The sequence below is a fragment of the Paenibacillus sp. ALE2 genome, assembly GCF_054113385.1.
Map to the genome: position 1 here is coordinate 5,556,509 of NZ_CM134213.1, position 20,007 is coordinate 5,576,515.

Genomic DNA, 20,007 nt, shown 5'->3' on the forward strand with positions numbered 1-20,007 from the left:
TCGTAGTGATCTCTAACGGAAAACGGCTCCTTTTTATGCTAAAACGGTAAAATGGGTGATGTCTAGTACACTACACTTCCCACGGAAAATCTGTCGTCAGAAAACTAGCCAGCTGCTTGCTTTCTTCCCTCCGCTGACGCCGTATGGCTGCGCGCGATGGAGCCGTCTGGTGTAATTGTATTTGCTCCTCTGTTTCCGGAATCACCTGTGGGACGGTCACTTTACGATTGTTCTCGTCCAATGCCACAAAGGTCAGGAAGGCGGTAGCTGCAATTTTGCGATCACCAGTCATCAATCCCTCGCGAATCACTTTTACGAACACCTCCATCGAGCTGCGGCCTGTCCAAGTTACGAACGCTTCCAGCGTGACAGAATCGCTCGGGTGGATAGGCAGCAAAAAATCTACCGAATCCGTCGAGGCTGTTACTGTGTTCGTACGGCACAGCTTGGCGGCAGCAATAGATGCGATATCGTCGATATATGACATCAATCGGCCTCCAAAGAGCGTGTTATGATTGTTGATATCGTTGGGAAATACTCGGGACGTCTTAAAGCAGTAGGTTTCTCGGATGTACTTGCTTTCCATGGGTTCTTTCCTCTCTTTTCCTCGTTGCTCTCTTTTTATATCTCAGGATTTTGCAGAATCCTGTGTGGAAGTCTGTTGTAGACTATGTTAATCATCCCACTAATCCGCATAATAAATCAATACATAAAAATCGGCATCCTCATCCGAATCATTACGATAGGTATGGATATCAGATCCTTGAAATTGTACGGCGTCCCCTGCACTCAATCGGAGCTGTTGCCCCTGCATTTCAAAGTACATTTCCCCACGGATCATGAGGATCGTTTCCTCTCCCAGATGCTCTTCTGCCTTGTGTGTAAAGCCTGGCTTCAGACTTACCGTGAATACCTCGAACTTCTTTTCCGAGTGATACGGGAAGACAGGGTAAACAAAATAGTTACCGTCCTCATCAATAACTGGATGCAGATCTGCTCTACGAATCTTCGTGATTTGCGGCGGGTCTTCTTTAAGAAAGGTCGAAAAGGATACGTGCAAGCCGTTCGCAATCTTCCAAAGTGTGGTTACCGTAGGATTAGATTTCCCCTTCTCAATTTGAGCCAGCATCCCTTTGCTAACCCCTGTCAGTTCAGCCACCTTATCCAAACTAAGTCCTCTAGTTTTCCTAATTTGAGCCAAATTAGAACCAATAATATATTGCATTGAATCCACCGAATTATACCTCCTCGTATCCCAAAGTCTATATATGAAGAATACACAAAAGTGTCCGCTGTAGCTATAATTTACTGTTGACATTAACTATAAATGTCCTTAAACTTCACTTACTAAAACGTTTTTCAAAACTATTGTAATATCCTGAAGGAGGCCGCTATCCTGTGACTTTTCCATCCCTGAACACCCAACAGGCGAGAAAATCAACGTTGACTATCTAGGAGGGACTAAATTTGAATCCGCAAACCCGCAAGTCCCGCAACATGTACATGATGCAGCTGGCGACAATTTTTATTGGCTTTATTGTATTTGGTATCTCGGAGAATATAAAAGGTCCTGCCATTCCACGCATTCAATTCGACTTCAATCTGGATGAACAGCAGCTCGGAACATTGTTGTCTCTAAACGCACTTGGTTATTTGATTGCCTGCTCGTTCACCGCTGTCCTTGTCCGTAAGTGGGGAATCAAGGCGGTCAGCATCATTTCTTTTGCTTCCATGATCATCTCGGGAGTGTTCATCTACCTGTCGCACACGTATCCGTTCTTCGCTTCCTCCTACTTCTTGATGTATATCGGGAACGGCATGCTGGAGATTGCACTCGCAATTTTGGGGGCGAGGATTTTTGTGAAAAATACCGGCACGATGATGAATTTGTCTCACTTTTTCTATGGGCTTAGCTCAACAGTCGCCCCTTTGCTGGCGACGGGAGTCATGTCACTGACGGTATTTGGGCATACGCTGGACTGGCGGGGAATGTATCTGGCTATGTTGTCGCTCTGCCTGCTGCCGATTGTGGCCGCGCTGCTCAGCACCTTCCCGGGAGACGATCTGCAGCATGAGGAACGGACCTCACTCAAGACCCTAACCCGCGATCCGGCACTCTGGATGATGGTAATGATCCTGTCGTTTGGAGTAGTCTCTGAGCTCGCAGTTGGGGGCTGGCTAGTCAACTTTTTAGAGAAAGCGTATTCATGGAGCACGGTGAAGGCGTCCAGCATGCTCTCAGCGTTTTTTCTTACCTTCTCGTTGGGGCGCCTATTGCTTGGTCCGCTCACAGACCGGATGGGGTTTGTACTTTCGACGATTCTATTCTCCGCCTTCTCAGCGATATGTACGTTTGCAGCAATCGCGGGTGGGGAGAGACTGGCGTTTCTCTTTGCCGCATCGGGTGCCGGCATTGCAATGATCTATCCGACCGTGATGGCGTTCATAGCACGGAGATATCCGAAAGACAGTGATACAGCTATTACGTTCGTCGTCACACTGATGGGCATAGGTAGTGTCATTGGCAACTATGTGATCGGCTGGGTAATCGAAGGGGTCAAGATAGTCTACGGCGCAACCACTGAGCTTGGCATACTGCGCGGGCTTCAGGCGGGATATGGAGTTATTGGTCTATGTGCAGCCATCTGCGCGGTCTCGGGAATGATTCTCTACGGATATCTGAAAAAACGGCAAGAGCTTATATAAGCCACCACCTTAGGGTTGTCCCATAAGTCATGAACTGACTGGGGCGCCCTTTTTTTACGAACTACTTGTTCGCTATAGGGATTATTCAATATAACATACAATTGTATAATATATTGATACTTCGCAATTTCCGTTATATACTATTATAAAATTTATACACTGGGGGTAAGGTTAACATGTCCATAGCTTCGGAATTGAGCGGAACGAAGCCCGATTCACTGAGCGTTTTACAAGGGGTTAAAGATTGTATTCCTACACTGCTTGGTTATGTATGTATTGGATTCGCAACTGGCATTGTGGGCGCTTCATCAGGGGTTAGCACCATGGAAATTGGTCTGATGTCAGCGCTTGTATACGCAGGCGCCTCCCAGTTTATTATGTGCTCGATGCTGGCGGCAGCCAGTCCTCCGTCTGTCATTATTTTAACGACATTTATTGTGAATGCTCGCCATCTGCTTTTAAGTGCGTCATTGGCTCCTTACTTTTCTAAATACTCACTGTGGAAAAACATAGGCATCGGTATCCTTTTGACGGATGAATCCTTTGGGGTAGCGTCGGATAAATTGGCTAAAGGCGGGCAGGTCAGTGACCGCTGGATGAACGGACTTAATATTACAGCTTATCTCGCTTGGATTGCTTCCTGTGTGGCTGGTGGAGTGCTAGGGAACTGGATTTCCCAGCCGGAAGCATTTGGTCTAGACTTTGCCTTACCTGCAATGTTTCTGGCCCTACTCATTTCCCAGCTCCAAAGTGTCCAGACCTCCAAACTCAAGCATCGCCTGCTACTTGTGCTATGTATGGCCGTTCTAATGTACCTTTTATCCTGGTGGGTGCCATCACATATCGCAGTCATTGTAGCGACCATGATCACCGCAACGATTGGAGTGTTAACTGACAAATGAATATTAGTCCCAATGTCCTGTATATCATTATCGGCGGCATGATTGTCACGGCAATTCCGAGAATCATCCCCTTCGTCGTGCTGCAAAAACTGACGTTGCCCAAACCTGTGTTACAGTGGCTGTCCTACATCCCCATTTGCATCTTCACGGCACTGGTCATGGAAAACCTGCTCGTACGAACTGAAACCTCGGTCACTCTTAATGGGCAAGTGCTTATAGCGGTCCTTCCTACGCTGGTGACCGCTTTGTGGAGCAAAAATTTGCTGGCTACTGTGGTTGTGGGTATTGTGAGTATGGCTGTAGTTCGAGTTTTGTGGTTGGGATAGAAAATCCCCTCCTAAAATAGGAGGGGATTTGTCCTTTCTTACGATCCGCCTGTCGCCTTTACCAACGGAGGTGACAGCATCTCTTGCTCAAGTTCACTTTCTCCTTGTGAAAGATACGAAGATGCTTGTAGCCTGAACATTTCAGCGTATACTCCGTCCATATCCATTAAGTGTTTATGACTGCCCGCTTCCACAATTCTGCCCTCCTTCATTAAAATAATGGTATCCGCCATACGTGCGGAGGACAATCTGTGTGAAATAAATACTCCTATTCTCTCGTGAACAAGCTGATCAAATTTTTGAAAAACTTCCTTCTCTGCGTGTGGGTCTAAAAAAGAACTCGGCTCATCCAACACATAGATATCGGCATTTCTCATAAAAGCCCTAGCTATTGCTATGCGCTGCCACTGCCCTCCAGATAGCTGTTGTCCATCTTCAAACCATTTTCCAAGCAGAGTGTTCAGTTTTTCTGGCAGACCAGCTATCAAATCTACAATGCCTGCCTTATCAACAGCTGCCCAAATGGCCTCATCATTTTCTCTGGAAGCCACATGACCAAAGCCTATATTATCCCTAACAGACATCTCATAATGTACAAAGTCCTGAAAAACGACGCCTATCTTTCCCCTAAAGCTGTCTTTATCCAATTCGTGTATTGAGTGTCCATTAATTAAGATTTCTCCTTCAAAATCAGAATACAGATGAGTGAGTAACTTTACAATTGTTGATTTACCCGATCCATTTCTCCCTACAATGGCTAGCTTCTCTCCTTGATGAAGAGTAAAGCTAACATTAGAAATGGCATTCTCCTCCGTGTTAGGATATCTAAACGATACATTCCGAAATTCAATACTGTGTATAGCGGACAAAGGCAAGTGTTGAACTGACTTTTGCATTTTCGTTTCCTCCGGCATATCCAGAAAGTCAAAAAGCTGCTTAATATACAAATTATTTTGACACAGACTTAAAATACCTTGTACAATGCTCTGCGACGTTGACTGGGTTAACGTGATACCTTGAATTAAGCTCACCAGGTTCCCCACTAAAATTTGACCAACATAAGTGGCTTGTATGGCCATGAAAATAATAAATGCGCATGCACCCTGATTCACAATCTGAAATGCAAGAGAAGTATAGGATCTACGAACCGCTAGCACTTTATCCTCACGATAAAACCCTTCGAGTATCATTTTATATCTTTTTCGCAGGTAATCTCCTAATTGAAATATTTTCACTTCTTTAAAACTATTATCTCTCGTCACCAAAAAAGACAAGTACCAGGATTCGCGTTGTCTTCCTGCTCTTTGAAAGTGAACATTAAATTCTCTTTGCCCAATGCGTAAAAAGGAATAGAATGACAAACATGGAATGAGAAAAATGAATAAAAATGCCCACCATCTCCACGCAATAAGAATAGCACCCGTCGAAAATAAGGTTACCACACTGCTCATAATAGCGAGGATCTGAGTAAATATTTCAAATGGTCTGTAATCTGCTTCTCCCTGAGCACGTTGAAGCATATTTTGCACATCTGCATCCTCAAACGACTGCAGAGACATCTTTTGTGCTTTTTCAATAATTCTGATATTTACCTGGTTTGATAGCCGGCTTTGAAACATTTTACGAAAAAAGCTTTCCCCAATATTGATCAGATCGTACAGCAAATTGACACCTATTAGAACACCAAAAGCTATAAAAACAGGCTGAAAGCTTCCTCCTGACGCTCCTGCCACAACACTATTAATTAATTCCCTCGTTGCTAAAAGGATCACAGCAGGAACGGCACCCTTCAACAAATTTGTAATAAGTATAGCGATCAAAAAAGTAGGGTGTGTGTCCCAAAGCAGCCTGAATATACGAGGCCAAAATAAAAAGGTACGAAATATATTTTGGTAGGACAAGGAAACCAGGTCATTGGTTTGTCCTTTAGACTGTGACATGGCGCACTCCTTTCCGATGCAACAGGTTGGCCGCTGTATGCTTTGCCAAAGCCATACATTTCATTTCCCGTTCCCGATTTACACCCAGCAGACGATTCAGGTGCATATGAATGATACTGCCTAAAATATCATTAGCATGATTCGTAAGCTCATGATTGTTTTCAGCCAGGGTTATCGCTTGAGCATACTGTTGAATCATGGCCTGTCTTTTTTCTACAAGTGCCAACAAAGCGACCTGTGTAGCCGTATCCGCTTGTCTAATCCATTCATATTCCGATTCTACAGCAGTAATCAATGCTTTTTTAACATCCCTGAACGCCTTCATATAAGGCTTGCTGTCAATTCTACCTTCTAGCCAGTCCACTTGCTCCTGAATCGTTAAACCAAAACTGCTTAAATAGTGAATAATGTTAATCACAGCTGCAATCTCTATGTCCAGATTGAAAGCTTTGGAACGAATTCCTGCCATATAGGCGATAACCCATCGGCTATCCACGTCAAAAACCTGTTCTGCCAGGTCCATAAGTGTCTGCCCTCCATACCTCTCCAACTCAGGAAGGTATGTATCCAGTACCATATGGGTGATAAGTCCCTCTTCACGCAGCTCACCTGCCCACTGATTTAATTGCGCCAAGCCAGCACTCCATAGTTGACCTGGCTCTCCTTGAAACCGCAGACGAATATGATGCTCAGGATCAACGTACCGCAAAAAATAAGATTTTTTACTCCAATCCTCAATTTCCGGGTTATTTCGGAGTTGATCCAAGCTTAAGGAAATAAGATCCGTTTCCCTTTCCTTGACTCCATACAATTTAAGGTACAGCCATTCACCTCCTGGAAGGAACCCTCTATGAATGCCCGAAGGGGTATAAGCCATGAATTTTTGAGAATCCATCTTGTGGGGTAAACTTGGAATACTCGGCTTCCCCTTTATTTTTTTCTTCTTGAGCGGAAACACAAATTCCCCCATATATCTTCCAGCGGTCCCATGTAGCGGGGTATGGAATGGATCGCCCAAACACTCGGTAAGAAGCAGTTCCTGTCCTTCCCTCATCTTGCTCATCTCACGAAGCAATTCTTTGATATGGAAGAGATTGCACAGGTCCAATAACAGTCGGTTATCTCCCATCGTTAAATAAACATAGCGTGGCACATTCCACTGTTCTCTCCAAGTATGAAAAAGCTCCTCCCTTGCTTGAGGCTCAGTTAAATCTGAAATATTCAATGCAGCCTTGCCAAGCCTCCACTGCGCAGCACTAATAACAATTTTTCCATATACAAGTCTTGGCAAAAAAGGAGACTGCTCTAGTGGCCCCCAGTCAAAGTATGACCATGTGCCAAGCTCTTTGTTGGTGATATCGGTCAAGAATCTGAATATATGCGGTGAAAGCTTGTAATTAAGCATATGGGTTTGCAGGGGGATGATTTCTTTACCCAAACGCCTGGACTTGACATAGAAACGGTCGTGAGTTGCACCTATCAATAAATCATCCATGTGTAGTGTCTGCTCCTCATCTTTAGAAGAGGTCGTTCCGGACACGATTTCATATTCCATAAAATTTTTGCTCAGTGATATATTCGATATTTTTCCCTGGTCAGGCATAAAAACCATCTCTGCCAACAAGGCGTCGGGATGAAAGCATCGGTGATGATCATAAATATCAGAGAATTTCTGAACATACTCTTCACTAAACATATCCAGAAAACGTCCAAAAGTTTTACCTGCCCGATTAGAACCGGCGCTGGGCCCAAGTAAAAGCTTATAGTCTCCTAAATCAACTTTTTCAGGTGATTCGGCAAATATACTGTAGTATACCTCCAAAGATTCCGGGGAAGTGTCATCATTATCGGATATCGTCAGCTGCTCCAACTGCTCATCTGAAAGAACGATTTCTATGTCATGGTTGGCAATGGCATTCGAAAGCCATTGAAAGAGAACTGCGTTGCGTTTAAATGCTTCCATGCCCATTGATTTTTTCTCATTGGTACGATACGTCTTTGGTATACCAAGTCCCCAATCCTCATCAAACAGTTCATTGATAGGGACCTCCTGGTACACTCCGTACTTTTCCAAAAAACGATTTAAATATTCGTCCAGTTCATCCGTTTTTGGGGATGAAAACAACCTGCACATCACTTCAGCTCCTAATGCAACATCATCGAGCACATGTCTCGGCAGCGTTACTTCTTGAGCTAATTTGACATCGACCTGTACAGGCGTTTTTACAGCAATGATATCTAGCATTTTTCCACATAGTTCTCGGTAGGCCTTCTCTCCTTCTCCAATCATGCACTGATTGTATTGTCGTAATAAAATATCAATTTCGTGTAAAATGTCAGTCCAATAATCAGACATGTCCATTTTTTTAATTTTTTCAAATATGTAATGAAAAGGTGAGTGATCCATCAGTGGAGGTCTAAGCTCGCTCAAAATAAACTCTTGCTCTACAAGCTGCTGCAAAAAATGAGCGATGATTTCCGTAGTAGCGTCAGGAAATGCCTTCAATAGTAATTCTTTAAGCTCCATCACCTGAATCGGATGCTCAGCAGCTTCAAACGTCAGGCGAACGACGTCCGTAAGCCGAATGGAACTAAACATTTCGGCCGAATCATCGGTTTCTGCCGCTCCATGCTTAGGCCGAAATGGTAATTTGGCGCGATCGCCCTTGATCATAACCGTTCGGTTTAAGAAAACCTTTAATTGATCAAATATGACTGGGTCAGACTCCATTTTTCGGACAATCTTATATATCCATTCCATGTCAGGTCTGGCTCTCTTCAAATGTTGATGATAGGTACCTATGTCCAAATGGGTAGTATCCTTACAAATCCCTTGCCCCACCCCTGAAAATAATCCAAATGGAGTCGTTCGGGTAGTCATCCGAATAAAATAACGATAAAAACTATTTAGCGTCTTCTCATACTTTTGTAACTCTCCTTTATCTTCCAAAGCATCGTCATCGTTCAAGTAGTGTAGAAACTGCATAAGGGACGGAGAGGCCAATGAAATAGCTTCTCGAATAACAGCTTCACGGGACACAAGCTTTAGTCGACGAGTGATTTCCTCCAAAGAAAGATGGCTATCTACATCTTGATCCGAAAACACCTCAAAATATTGCTCTAACGGTAGTAATGGGGCTCTGATTAGAAAATAATCACATGCGCTGAACCATCGTTCATTCTTATCTCTCGGTTCTCTATGTAGGTTATGAGCATCAGTGTAATGCAGTTGTCTCTTCACAACTGGCCACCTCCAAGTTTTTAGGAAATATATTCAACCTGTAACCGATTCCATGGCATGTTACCAGTATTTTCGGATGACTTGGATCATCTTCTATTTTCTCTCTCAATTTTCGGATATGCACATACACCGTATTAGATGTAGTAAAAGCATCAACTCCCCATACTCTGTCTATAATGTGATCAATCGTGGATGCACACTCTTTCGCTGTAAGGAGATACATCAATAATCGAAATTCCATCATCGTCAGCATATGCTCATGTCCTTGCTTCCAAATAACCTTACCAGCAGGATCAAAAATGACATTGGGTGATAAACTAATTGCCTCCTGATCTCTTTCCAGCCCATATTCAGATGAAGCCATGGAAAGCAGTTGTTTGAGGAGATCCAATTGCCGTTTGTCATCACAATGATAGGATAGGAAGATAAATGGGACTGTAAATTTTTCTTTAATGGTGTGCCAGTGAGATAAATCCTCTAGCGTTACGTGATCCTGATTCAAAGCTACACCGATGCACTGCTCATCAATATCCGGTAGAGCCTGGTAAAGCGAATCATAAAACATAATTTGAATGTTTTCTGGAGTGCTTAAAGTCTCAAAAAAATGCTTAATCTTCTTAAAGGATGATATAACCATAAATTTTTGTTTCATCTAATCCTCCCCAAAAGCACGGCTTCAGATAAGCAGTTAAGACAGAGCTTTTACGAAATTAGAAACAATTCACTCCATCTCCCTGAATATTTAGGTTGTTCCTTCCCTACTCCATAGTCCAACAGGCTTAATGCAATTCCTGTTGCCCCTTGCAGTATTCCTATATTATGAACATGAGTTGTCCCCTCCAAGTCCTGATAACCAAATGGGAGCTCTTCATCGTATAGATTCATCAACTTTAATGCTATTTGGTCGGCAAAGCCTAATGCAGCTTGATTACCAGTGAAGTAATAGAATCTATGAGCCATATGAAGCAAACCCGCCAATCCATGACAGAAAGTGGGGGATAGCGCGTTTAAAAGCTCATCATCCAAGCAAAATACGGATTTCATAGCTTGTTCAGCTATCTTTGTCCATTCTTCATTGCTACACTCCATTCCTGCTCTGAATAAAGTCCATGCTATCCCACAGGTTCCATGGCACCAGCCTTCAATTTCTCTCATTCCTTCTTTGTTATCTGTCTTGTTCATTGAAGTCGCTTGAGAGCTTACAGGCCAATACAAACCATATTGATCCTCCTGAATTTGAATAAGCAAAAAATCGGCTATATATTCTATAGCCTCATGTAATCCTTTAACTCTAATCTTTTTTTGTAGGGCAGTGACAAGTAGTGCAAGGATTCCGGTGATGCCATGCGCCATTCCTAGATGAATCGAAGTCGAACTTCCCCTTGATACCGAATGTATATATTCAGGTATAAAGTGCGTTATAGTATCTAATAGTTGATGGGTCAGATTGCACATCTTCTCGTCGTCTTCAGGAATCTCTAATGTGTATCTGCCCACTCCGAGCAGGCCATGGATAACGTCCATCTGCTTGCTGAACTCTGTAATTGTATTTATAACGGGTGACTTTACCCATTGAGTACGAATATAATCATTTATTTGATTTAACAGTTGCTGATAATTAGCTCTGTTATTTGAGGCAAGCAATATTCCATATGCTACACCTGTAGAACCATAGTACAGAGATATATCGGGTAGTAATATTAAAGAATTGCGATGTAAATACAACAACTGTGTATGCACATGTTCTGCCCAATTCTGATCAGGTTTCAGATAACCCCACTCGGCCAACAGCACGAATACACCTGGAACTCCATCAGCAAGCCAGCCGGGATTCCAAGGGGCCGTCCCACGCGAAGGTGAAAGGTTGTTTCTATGATGAACTATTTTTTCTGTATATGATAGGTCTATCAGTTTTTGTGTAATATTTTTGCTGATCTCAACTGACCTTTCCTGCAAATCTCCAACCATAATTCCTCCCCCTATTTTATAACCGGGAAAAGACACGGTTATAAAACCGTGCCTTTTGTACCTTGTTTCTCGTTATTAACACGTTTTGCAGAAAGAAAGACTAACTTGGCAATTCAAAGTACCTGTTGCACATGAAGGAGTACAGATAAGACCGCTAGCTGGTTGAACCTCTTTAGGAGCAACCTCATTTTTGGCAACTTGCAAGTCCAGATCAAATTGATTTTTCATTTTGCTACCTCCTTTTATTTTTTACAATTTTATTATAATTTATATAATCTTAACTAGACTTTATAAAACTCTTACATCCATCTTAAATTTAGTGAATGCAATTAAGATAATCCCTCGTTACTTTTTAGAATTTTTAAGGACAACTCGCCAGCTTTGAGCAACAATATAATGAAGGAAAAAATGAAAGGGGCATTCGTATGGAAACGGACCATTTTGTTATGGAAGCATGCGAGCAATTACAGGCAAAAGACTTCAGTACAACAATCGCCTTGCGCCTGAGTAACCCTGAATCGGTCTACAAAGCAGTCCACGCAGAGCAAAATATTTCACCCGAAACAAAATATCACCCATGGGGAGATACTTCGCTTTCACACGGTTATCCGGGTAATATTTTTTTACTATCTCAATGTCGTGCTTCAGACTCCACGTATGATTGGAATCAGGCAATCTACTTGAATATGAAGCACATTCAAGCTTCACTTGCTAAAAAAGGTCTGAATGATGTCTCACTTTACAGCGGCTGGACCGGCATCGCTTCTTCTGTGAGAGAAGCCTCCAATCATGGCGAATACTACAGCCATTTTTTACAGCAAATACATGAATGGATGATTCCTCTGACAGAACAATGGCTGCAATTGAATACAGCACAATTAGCTCTGCACGAAGGGATGCCCATGCAATCCTTTGATACGATTTCAGGAGCCTCCGGGATTGGGAGATATATTGTGATGAACTCAATCGATCCTAGTTGTACTCCTCTTGTCGAGCCTATTCTTCAATTTTTAACCGATCTCACATATCCTATAAAAATTCACAACCGCTATGTTCCAGGCTGGTACTCTCCGCAAAAGTTCCAGTTTTTGGACCGTGATAAAAGCAATTATGCTATGGGTAATTTCAATTGCGGAATGGCACATGGCATTCCCGGACCATTGGCCTTACTATCTGTAGCTTACAGTTCTGGAATTGAAGTAAAAGGCCAATATCAAGCGATTGAAACGATTACGGAATGGCTGCTTAAGTATAAAAATGAGGATACATACGGCTACTACTGGCCTCATATTGTTCCTTTTGAAGCTGAAACAGGCTCTTTACAGTTAGATTTAAAACGAGCAAGAGAAGCCTGGTGTTACGGTACTCCCGGCGTTGCCTGTTCCTTATATCTTGCCGGGAAGGCTCTTCATAATGAAGAACTGCAAAAAATGGCTGTGAAGGCCTGTATCGGTGCCATTACCTATGAGGTTAATAAGCAGGAAATGAACTCCTCTGCATTGTGTCATGGTCTTGCCGGGTTACTTACGATCTCCTGGCGAATGTGGTGTCACAGTAAGGAACCAGCGTTTATCCCGCTTATTCAACACTTAACCAGTCAGCTGATAGATCGCTTTCAAGCCGATAGCCCACTTGGATATCTGGACCCCGAGCCAAGGGCAGACAGCTCTTTGGCCTGGCTGACAAAAGCAGGCCTGCTTGAAGGCGTCGCCGGGATTGCTTCTGCTTTATTAAGTGTTTCTGAGAACAAAGAGATGCCCTGGGATTACATGCTCATGCTATCCTAGCTACAGCCAATCTCTATTCACAAACATCTTTCTTCCAGCAAATAGATAGGCTAAAAACGTAAAAAGTACAATCAAACCAAGACTATAAGGCTCAACTCTAGGAGCATAGCTCGCTGTTTGCGGCAACATGATATAATAAGGAATCGTAAAAGGAAACCATGCGCCTATGGAAGAGTGAAAGCCTGTCATAACAATATTAGGCACCACACAGCAAATAGCCATTCCTAGTGAAGCTCCAAAATTGCGAATTTTCACCGAGAGCATAAGCTGGAGGGCTGCCAATGGTAGAATCCCGAACCACCCTCCCCATCCGGTAGAAAGGACGAGCAACCAAGGGATTTTTCCTGGAGCACCTGCTATATACCCACCTACAAAATATCCTACTATGAATGTAAGCTGATCAAGAAACAGGATGAGAATGAGCAATATATATTTTGCATAATAGATTCGCTGACGGGGATATGGACTGCTCAATAAAATCTTCCATCCCCCGTCTCGATGTTCGTATGCGCACAAAAGAGAAGCGATAATTCCACAATAAAGCGGATAAAAAAACATCGAGTGAAATTGCGCCGCATAGGTGTATAGCATTAACCAGCTAGGCTCATAAAACTGCTTCAAATCGTTCAGTTCCAGGACTCCCATTAAAGAATTGATAACCGCATCTAATATAATGAGAATCCATACCATGACCCATTGAAGCTTCATCGCTTCCACGCGTAAAATGGATCCCATACTTCTCCTCCTCCTATTTGAATTCATGCTTTCTAAACTGTAGAGTACCGAGTCCTGTGAAGATGACCCCTGCACATAAAGCAATGATCACCCACATTACGTATCCCTTAATTAGAGGACTTGATAGAGCCGGATACGACCAAGGTAATAATTTAATCCAAAGAATACTGGTTCGTGCCAAAAACAAGCTGGCAATAGAACCAAATATGCCAAATGCTAACGGGAATGCCTGATTAGTAAAAAGCGTAGACAACCAAAGTTGAATTGCAAGTACAGGCAGAGTAGCCAAGCTGGCGTTAATCGGCTGCAGCAGCATAACTCGCCAAGGAATGGGCTCGTTTGTATACAGCACCCAGATGAGACTCATCCCTGCTATCGTAATCAAGGCAGTACCAAACTGCAGAATCACAATCCAAAACATTTTGGATAAGTAGATGTAGCTTCTGGGAACCGGCATGGCCATAAGCTGCTTCCATGTTTGGGTATCATGCTCTGTACCCGCCATAATACTTGCTAGAAGTGTACCGCCAAGCAGCATCACGAACGAGATGAACATAAACATAACCGCAAAACCAGCATAGACCCCTCCTGGCCCCTGACGAAAGTAGAGATACCATTCCATGACAGTCATCCCTGTAAGGACACAGCCCTGTATTAGAGGAAGCCACCAGCATATTTTTTTCAGCTTATATCCTTCCGCCTTGATAACTTGGAGTATCATAAACTTCGCTCCTTACCCGTCAGCTCCAGGAATATTTCCTCCAATGTTTTTTTCTTCTCCCTTACCCGATAGACGGGGTGATTGTGCTCTACCAACACTTTGATCATCTCCGATGATTGTTGCCGATCCACAATAGGAGTTATGACCTCTTTTTGCTCCAAGGATTCAGCTCCGGCAATCCATCCATGCTGCATCAGGGCTCCAGCAGCCTGAACAGGATTTTGGGTTTCAATGAATAATTGAGGCTTGCTTTTGTCTGTAAGTTCTTTCATCGTTCCCTGGAATATCATTTCCCCTTGATTAATAATCCCTACATAGGTTGCGATCTGTTCGATTTCACTTAGTAGATGGCTCGAAACCAATACCGTCATTCCGTAAGCATCAGGCAGGCTCATAATTAACTCCCGAATTTCCTGGATACCAGACGGGTCCAAACCATTCGTCGGTTCATCAAGAATCAACAATTTGGGATCAGCAATCAACGCCATGGCAATTCCTAGCCTTTGCCTCATCCCCAAGGAGTATCCTTTTACCGGTCGATACGCATCTTTGCTTAACCTCACCAAATCCAGCACTTTATGAATTTTTCGGGTCGGCAGCCCACGCATCGTTGTAACGATTTCCAAATTTCGATATGCAGACAAATGGGCATAATAGGCAGGTGATTCAACCAGAGAACCTACATCCTTTAATATTTCCATGCGATGATCCTTGAGCTTTTTCCCAAAAATCTCAATCTCCCCGGATGTAGATTTAATCAGCCCGAGTAGCATACGAATCGTAGTTGTTTTCCCCGCCCCGTTTGGTCCCAAAAATCCGTAAATTTGCTTCTCAGGTACCTGGAGATTTATTTGTTTGACAAATTCTCGTTTTCCAAAACGCCTGGTTAGCTGCTGTGTATGTATTACATATTCAGACATTTCCTGATCTCCTCTCGACTTTTAATGCTGAAGTTTTAGTTACATACAGTTTACAGAAGGAAAGTTAACATCAGGTAAACAGTTCCTAAACAACAGGCAAAAAAACGAGCGGACTCCAAAATGTGAAGGCACAGATGTTAAAGAGTTACATATTTAGCGGCAAAGTAATTTCCACCCTGGTACCCTTTTTACTTCCCGGAAGAATATGAAGCGTTCCGTTATGAGCTTCAATAAAGCTTTTGGCAATAGATATGCCATGCTCTTTGGAATGAGACACCTGTATACATTCAGTTGGATTCATTCCTTTTCCATCATCTTCGATCGAAATATGAAGCTTATCGCTCTCTTTATTTACATCCATTGAAATATGTGTACCTGAAGGATTATGAATGATTGCGTTCATCAAAAAATTTTTCAGCGCTCTACCTAATAATTTACTATCGAAGGGCATGGTACATACTGCCTCCAATGACATAAAAGAAAATTCGTACTGCTCGGCCGAAGGATGGTTAGCGATATCTATGACTGTATTGCGGAGAAACTCCACAATGTCCTCCTTCTTCAGCTGGATCGGCAAGGCACCCTCCTTGAGCTGCATAGAAGCATTCAAATCCTGAATTAACTGCTTCATTTCCGTTACTTTCTCACTGATAGCCATACTAAAGCTTCTTTTTTCTTCATCGGACCAATCATACTCTTGAGTAGTCAGCATGGCTGCATATCCTTCAATATAGGATAATGGTGTTTTGAGATCATGGCTTACGCCTGCTACCCACTGCTGTTTTCGCTTTTCTATTTCTATTCTCTCTTCCTCATTACTGCGCAATTGAGCAGATAAGATGTTCATTTGTTCAAAAACTTCTTTATACAATTGATACGGAGGCTTATAATTATTTCTCTGATTTTTTTTGCGCTCTGGCAGTTCTAGCTCACTTAGCGGTGCCTGGAATTCCCCTGTTGCTATATTTCCAATCCATTTAATTACATACACCAAGGGTTTGCCTATATACCATCCATAGACAACTATAAACACAAGGCTCTGCACGATTCCAAGTCCGATCCAGAAGAGATCAATATTCATATTATGAGATGTACCAAATGTACTTTTTATAAAAATATATATAACAGTACAGATAAGAAAACAAAGAACATAGGCTAGAGCAAAACATAATGTTACTTTTATAAAACGAAAGGACATCTTGACGAGAGAGTTCATTCTTGCTCCCCCCTCTTGACTGATATCATTTTATAACCTAGCCCTCTTACATTAACTAAAAATTGCGGGTGCTTGGGATCAGGTTCTATTTTTTTTCGCAAACGAGAGATATGAATGACTACTGTCTTTTCATCACCAAGGAAGGTCTCGCTCCATATTGCTTCGTATAGCTGACGCACACTGAATATACGGTTAGGATGCTTGCACAAAAATACCAGCAGCAGCCATTCACGTGCAGGACAATCGACCTCTTGGTCTTGCACATACAACACACCTGATTCCAATTCCAGACAAAAATATCCAAAATCTAAGGTTCGTAAGGCAGGCTTCATGTCCGCTGTTGTCACTTTTCGATATTTCATTCGAGCTTTCATACGTGCAACGACTTCTAACGGATTAAACGGTTTGGTAATATAATCGTCCCCACCAATACCAAATCCCATTAATTTGTCCAAATCTGTATCTCTTGCCGTCAAAAAAAGAATAGGAGCTTCCGTGTATAGACGCATCTGACGACACACCTCAAATCCATCACGATCAGGAAGCATAACATCAAGCACAATCACATCAATACGAGATTCCATCACGATTTGCAACGCTTCTTGACCCGTGGCTGCATGCTTAACATGTAGAAACCCTTCTTTTTTTAAAACTGTTGTCAGCATATCTCGCAGTCCCTGTTCATCGTCTACGATAAGCACTGCAATTTCTTCCATAACCAAGGTTCTCCATTCTTTTTTTACATTTTTTACTTTCATTATAAAAGCAAACGGGCAGAATTTAAATCGAGTTCCATCACATATCGTACATCCCCGTGAATATACTTAATAACCAACAAGGCCAAACTGTGCCGTGTATCCACTTGGGGGGTGCCTAACAATGACGGAACCACGCCAGCCATATTCATTCGTCGTATCCCGCGAAGATTGGTCGCTGCATCGCAAAGGGTACCAGGACCAGCAACGCCATCAGCAGAAGGTCAAAGATGTCATTAAGCAAAATCTACCCGATCTGATAACGGAAGAAAATATTATAATGTCGGACGGTCAACAGATTATCAAAGTGCCCATTCGCAGTCTGGATGAATATCGCTTCATTTATAACTACCAAAAGCAAAAGCATGTAGGTCAAGGGGATGGCGACAGTCAGGTGGGGGATGTCATCGGACGTGATCCTGCTTCCCAGAAGCCAGGTAAAGGTGAGAAAGCAGGCGACCAGCCAGGACATGATATTATGGAAACTGAAGTCAGCATAGAAGAACTCGAAGATATGCTGTTTGAGGAAATGGAATTGCCGCATTTGCAGCAAAAAGATAAGGATCAAATTGAGGTTGAATCTATCGTATTCAATGATATACGTAAAAAAGGCATGCAAGCGAACATTGACAAGAAGCGAACGATACTCGAAAATCTGCGCCGCAACGCTCGTGAGGGGAATCCGGGCATCCATCATATTAGTCCGGACGATCTTCGTTACAAAACATGGGAAGAGAAAACCGTTCCCCAATCCAATGCGGTAATTATCGCTATGATGGACACCTCAGGCAGTATGGGATCTTTTGAAAAATATTGCGCCCGCAGCTTCTTTTTCTGGATGACTCGCTTTTTGCGTCGCCAATATGAAAAGGTGGAAATTGTCTTTCTTGCGCATCATACCGAAGCCAAGGAGGTTACGGAGGAAGAATTTTTTACTCGCGGTGAAAGTGGCGGAACAATCTGCTCTTCTGCTTATTTGAAAGCATTGGAGATTATCGACAAGCGCTATCCTCCTTCCACTTATAATATTTATCCCTTCCATTTCTCCGATGGCGATAACCTAAGCTCAGACAATGAACGGTGTGTGAAACTAATTGAGGAGCTTATGAAGCGCAGCAATATGTTCGGCTATGGAGAGGTGAACCAATATAATCGCAGCAGTACGCTGATGTCAGCCTACAAGAATATTAAGGCAGATCAGTTTATGTACTATGTCATCAAGGAAAAAGGTGAGGTATACCAAGCCTTACGCACCTTTTTTCGTAAACGGGAAGGGGGGACAGTGGGATGAGTACCGACCAGAAAGAGCTGGAATACGCGATATCAGAAATTATGGAGATTGCTGATGGATTCGGGCTCGACTATTACCCAATGCGGTATGAGATTTGTCCGGCGGATATTGTATACACATTCGGGGCGTATGGTATGCCTACGCGCTTCAGCCACTGGAGTTTCGGAAAAACATTTCACAAGATGAAAATGCAGTACGATTTTGGATTGAGTAAAATCTATGAGCTGGTCATCAACTCCAATCCCTGCTACGCTTTCCTGCTGGATGGAAATTCGTTGGTGCAAAATAAACTGATTGTCGCTCATGTGTTGGCGCACTGCGATTTTTTCAAACACAACGCCCGCTTCTCGGCCTCCAACCGCAATATGGTCGAGAGCATGTCTGCCACCGCAGAACGGATCAGCAGCTATGAAATGGAATACGGCTCAAAGGCCGTGGAATCCTTCATTGACTCTGTACTGGCGATACAAGAGCATGTAGACCCACAGCTCATCAAACCAAGGCATCTAGATAAACAACGATACATGGAACTCAAAATCAAGGAGCAAAAGGAACCTAAAAAACACCAGCGTCCCATCGGACCTTACGATGATCTGTGGTCACTGGACACAGTAAAGCAGCATGATTCGGCCGAGACCGAGGGGATCAAGGTACGCCAGTTCCCACCGGAACCTGAAAAGGATATTGTCTGGTTTATTCAGGAATTCTCCGAGGTACTGGAGGATTGGCAGCGGGACATCATGACGATGCTGCGGGACGAAATGCTGTATTTCTGGCCCCAAATGGAGACCAAAATCATGAATGAAGGCTGGGCCTCTTATTGGCATCAACGGATTGTCAGGGAACTGGATTTGACCGGGGATGAAACTGTTGAATTTGCCATGCTGAACGCTTCCGTTGTGCAGCCTTCCAAGCAAAGCTTGAATCCGTATTATTTGGGATTGAAGATATTTGAAGATATTGAAAAGCGATGGGATAACCCGACTCGCGAGGAGCAAGAGCGCCAAGGACGCAAACAGGGCGAGGGCCGAGCTAAAATGTTCGAGGTGCGAGAGTTTGATTCGGACACCTCTTTTATACGCAATTACATGACCAAGCAGCTAACAGAGGATTTAGATTTGTACGTGTTTGAGAAACGGGGACCGGATTGGAAAATTACCGATAAATCCTGGGAAAACATACGGGATCAGCTTGTGTTCTCACGCGTAAATGGAGGCTCCCCTTACATCGTCGTTGAGGACGGAGACTACCTGCATACGGGCGAGTTAAAGCTCAAGCATCAGTATGAAGGCATTGAGCTGGATTTAAAATATATGGAGCGCACGCTTCCATATGTATATCAACTGTGGGGGCGTACCGTTCATTTGGAAACGATGATTGAGGGGAAGCTCGCCTTATTTTCATTTGATGGGAAGAAACATCATCGCAAGTTTGTGCAGTGACCCACAATCGAATAGCCAGCCTAATTTAAAAAAGGTGCATTCCGAAGAAGGAAATGC

General features: G+C 43.1%; 18 protein-coding genes. 6 read left to right on the top strand and 12 right to left on the bottom strand.

Annotated features, from left to right (window positions below; translation table 11 throughout):
* Nucleotides 1-70 precede the first annotated feature (70 nt).
* Nucleotides 71-586, bottom strand: coding sequence for an acyl-CoA thioesterase (locus ACXHJ1_RS24050; RefSeq protein WP_014599583.1), 516 nt, complete (start codon nt 584-586; stop codon nt 71-73).
* Nucleotides 587-685: 99 nt separating this feature from the next.
* Nucleotides 686-1,234, bottom strand: coding sequence for a helix-turn-helix domain-containing protein (locus ACXHJ1_RS24055; protein ID WP_016820468.1), 549 nt, complete (start codon nt 1,232-1,234; stop codon nt 686-688).
* Nucleotides 1,235-1,467: 233 nt separating this feature from the next.
* Between ACXHJ1_RS24055 and ACXHJ1_RS24060 the strand changes: the two genes are divergently transcribed.
* The 3 genes from ACXHJ1_RS24060 to ACXHJ1_RS24070 all read left to right on the top strand — a co-directional run bounded on the left by ACXHJ1_RS24060 (nt 1,468) and on the right by ACXHJ1_RS24070 (nt 3,934).
* Entirely contained in the window at nt 1,468-2,706 is a 1,239-nt protein-coding gene (locus tag ACXHJ1_RS24060; RefSeq protein WP_457905336.1) for an MFS transporter, read from the top strand.
* Nucleotides 2,707-2,882: 176 nt separating this feature from the next.
* Nucleotides 2,883-3,608: an AzlC family ABC transporter permease gene (locus tag ACXHJ1_RS24065; protein WP_457905337.1), complete on the top strand. Its 726-nt coding sequence runs from the start codon at nt 2,883-2,885 to the stop codon at nt 3,606-3,608.
* Nucleotides 3,605-3,934, top strand: coding sequence for an AzlD domain-containing protein (locus tag ACXHJ1_RS24070; RefSeq protein WP_016820471.1), 330 nt, complete (start codon nt 3,605-3,607; stop codon nt 3,932-3,934). The genes ACXHJ1_RS24065 and ACXHJ1_RS24070 overlap by 4 nt, the downstream gene beginning before the upstream one ends.
* Nucleotides 3,935-3,972: 38 nt before the next feature.
* On the opposite strand, the gene ACXHJ1_RS24075 is transcribed toward ACXHJ1_RS24070, so the two are convergent.
* From ACXHJ1_RS24075 to ACXHJ1_RS24095, 5 genes are all read right to left on the bottom strand, one after another.
* Nucleotides 3,973-5,874, bottom strand: coding sequence for an ABC transporter ATP-binding protein (locus tag ACXHJ1_RS24075; RefSeq protein WP_457905338.1), 1,902 nt, complete (start codon nt 5,872-5,874; stop codon nt 3,973-3,975).
* The gene (locus tag ACXHJ1_RS24080; RefSeq protein ID WP_457905339.1) at nt 5,861-9,115 is read right to left on the bottom strand and encodes a lantibiotic dehydratase; all 3,255 of its coding nucleotides are present in this window, start codon (nt 9,113-9,115) and stop codon (nt 5,861-5,863) included. The genes ACXHJ1_RS24075 and ACXHJ1_RS24080 overlap by 14 nt, the downstream gene beginning before the upstream one ends.
* Nucleotides 9,090-9,767: a winged helix-turn-helix domain-containing protein gene (locus ACXHJ1_RS24085; protein WP_016820474.1), complete on the bottom strand. Its 678-nt coding sequence runs from the start codon at nt 9,765-9,767 to the stop codon at nt 9,090-9,092. Before ACXHJ1_RS24085 ends, ACXHJ1_RS24080 begins: the two co-directional genes overlap by 26 nt.
* A 50-nt stretch (nt 9,768-9,817) precedes the next feature.
* On the bottom strand, nt 9,818-11,083 hold the full coding sequence (locus tag ACXHJ1_RS24090) for a lanthionine synthetase C family protein (RefSeq protein WP_016820475.1): 1,266 nt from the start codon (nt 11,081-11,083) through the stop codon (nt 9,818-9,820).
* Between the two features lie 75 nt (nt 11,084-11,158).
* Nucleotides 11,159-11,311 carry an FDLD family class I lanthipeptide gene (locus ACXHJ1_RS24095; protein ID WP_016820476.1) on the bottom strand — a complete coding sequence of 51 codons (153 nt, stop codon included), beginning with the start codon at nt 11,309-11,311 and terminating at the stop codon, nt 11,159-11,161.
* Nucleotides 11,312-11,508: 197 nt separating this feature from the next.
* Here ACXHJ1_RS24095 and ACXHJ1_RS24100 point away from each other — a divergent pair, with 197 nt between their 5' ends.
* The gene (locus ACXHJ1_RS24100) at nt 11,509-12,870 is read left to right on the top strand and encodes a lanthionine synthetase C family protein (RefSeq protein WP_457905340.1); all 1,362 of its coding nucleotides are present in this window, start codon (nt 11,509-11,511) and stop codon (nt 12,868-12,870) included.
* Here the strand turns inward: ACXHJ1_RS24100 and ACXHJ1_RS24105 are convergent, their stop codons facing one another.
* The 5 genes from ACXHJ1_RS24105 to ACXHJ1_RS24125 form a co-directional block, all read right to left on the bottom strand.
* The gene (locus tag ACXHJ1_RS24105) at nt 12,871-13,605 is read right to left on the bottom strand and encodes an ABC transporter permease (protein ID WP_016820478.1); all 735 of its coding nucleotides are present in this window, start codon (nt 13,603-13,605) and stop codon (nt 12,871-12,873) included.
* Nucleotides 13,606-13,618: 13 nt separating this feature from the next.
* Nucleotides 13,619-14,326, bottom strand: coding sequence for an ABC transporter permease (locus ACXHJ1_RS24110; RefSeq protein ID WP_016820479.1), 708 nt, complete (start codon nt 14,324-14,326; stop codon nt 13,619-13,621).
* Nucleotides 14,323-15,246 (bottom strand): ABC transporter ATP-binding protein, encoded by a 924-nt coding sequence (locus tag ACXHJ1_RS24115; RefSeq protein WP_044788205.1) that lies wholly within the window; start codon nt 15,244-15,246, stop codon nt 14,323-14,325. The genes ACXHJ1_RS24110 and ACXHJ1_RS24115 overlap by 4 nt, the downstream gene beginning before the upstream one ends.
* 145 nt (nt 15,247-15,391) lie before the next feature.
* Nucleotides 15,392-16,327, bottom strand: coding sequence for a sensor histidine kinase (locus tag ACXHJ1_RS24120; RefSeq protein WP_226888706.1), 936 nt, complete (start codon nt 16,325-16,327; stop codon nt 15,392-15,394).
* 131 nt (nt 16,328-16,458) lie between these two features.
* Nucleotides 16,459-17,178 carry a response regulator transcription factor gene (locus ACXHJ1_RS24125; protein WP_016820482.1) on the bottom strand — a complete coding sequence of 240 codons (720 nt, stop codon included), beginning with the start codon at nt 17,176-17,178 and terminating at the stop codon, nt 16,459-16,461.
* A gap of 163 nt (nt 17,179-17,341) precedes the next feature.
* Between ACXHJ1_RS24125 and yhbH the strand changes: the two genes are divergently transcribed.
* Nucleotides 17,342-18,508 carry a sporulation protein YhbH gene (gene yhbH, locus ACXHJ1_RS24130; protein ID WP_031463169.1) on the top strand — a complete coding sequence of 389 codons (1,167 nt, stop codon included), beginning with the start codon at nt 17,342-17,344 and terminating at the stop codon, nt 18,506-18,508.
* Entirely contained in the window at nt 18,505-19,950 is a 1,446-nt protein-coding gene (locus tag ACXHJ1_RS24135) for a SpoVR family protein (RefSeq protein ID WP_457905341.1), read from the top strand. The genes yhbH and ACXHJ1_RS24135 overlap by 4 nt, the downstream gene beginning before the upstream one ends.
* The last annotated feature ends 57 nt before the right edge of the window (nt 19,951-20,007 follow it).

Excerpts from the sequence above, each read along its gene's own strand:
- yhbH (WP_031463169.1), top strand. The coding sequence starts at position 17,342 with ATGACGGAACCACGCCAGCCATATTCATTCGTCGTATCCCGCGAAGAT.
- ACXHJ1_RS24070 (WP_016820471.1), top strand. The coding sequence starts at position 3,605 with ATGAATATTAGTCCCAATGTCCTGTATATCATTATCGGCGGCATGATT.
- ACXHJ1_RS24095 (WP_016820476.1), bottom strand. The coding sequence starts at position 11,311 with ATGAAAAATCAATTTGATCTGGACTTGCAAGTTGCCAAAAATGAGGTT.
- ACXHJ1_RS24110 (WP_016820479.1), bottom strand. The coding sequence starts at position 14,326 with ATGATACTCCAAGTTATCAAGGCGGAAGGATATAAGCTGAAAAAAATA.
- ACXHJ1_RS24115 (WP_044788205.1), bottom strand. The coding sequence starts at position 15,246 with ATGTCTGAATATGTAATACATACACAGCAGCTAACCAGGCGTTTTGGA.
- ACXHJ1_RS24125 (WP_016820482.1), bottom strand. The coding sequence starts at position 17,178 with ATGGAAGAAATTGCAGTGCTTATCGTAGACGATGAACAGGGACTGCGA.
- ACXHJ1_RS24065 (WP_457905337.1), top strand. The coding sequence starts at position 2,883 with ATGTCCATAGCTTCGGAATTGAGCGGAACGAAGCCCGATTCACTGAGC.
- ACXHJ1_RS24090 (WP_016820475.1), bottom strand. The coding sequence starts at position 11,083 with ATGGTTGGAGATTTGCAGGAAAGGTCAGTTGAGATCAGCAAAAATATT.
- ACXHJ1_RS24120 (WP_226888706.1), bottom strand. The coding sequence starts at position 16,327 with ATGAATATTGATCTCTTCTGGATCGGACTTGGAATCGTGCAGAGCCTT.
- ACXHJ1_RS24105 (WP_016820478.1), bottom strand. The coding sequence starts at position 13,605 with ATGGGATCCATTTTACGCGTGGAAGCGATGAAGCTTCAATGGGTCATG.
- ACXHJ1_RS24085 (WP_016820474.1), bottom strand. The coding sequence starts at position 9,767 with ATGAAACAAAAATTTATGGTTATATCATCCTTTAAGAAGATTAAGCAT.
- ACXHJ1_RS24050 (WP_014599583.1), bottom strand. The coding sequence starts at position 586 with ATGGAAAGCAAGTACATCCGAGAAACCTACTGCTTTAAGACGTCCCGA.
- ACXHJ1_RS24100 (WP_457905340.1), top strand. The coding sequence starts at position 11,509 with ATGGAAACGGACCATTTTGTTATGGAAGCATGCGAGCAATTACAGGCA.
- ACXHJ1_RS24075 (WP_457905338.1), bottom strand. The coding sequence starts at position 5,874 with ATGTCACAGTCTAAAGGACAAACCAATGACCTGGTTTCCTTGTCCTAC.
- ACXHJ1_RS24135 (WP_457905341.1), top strand. The coding sequence starts at position 18,505 with ATGAGTACCGACCAGAAAGAGCTGGAATACGCGATATCAGAAATTATG.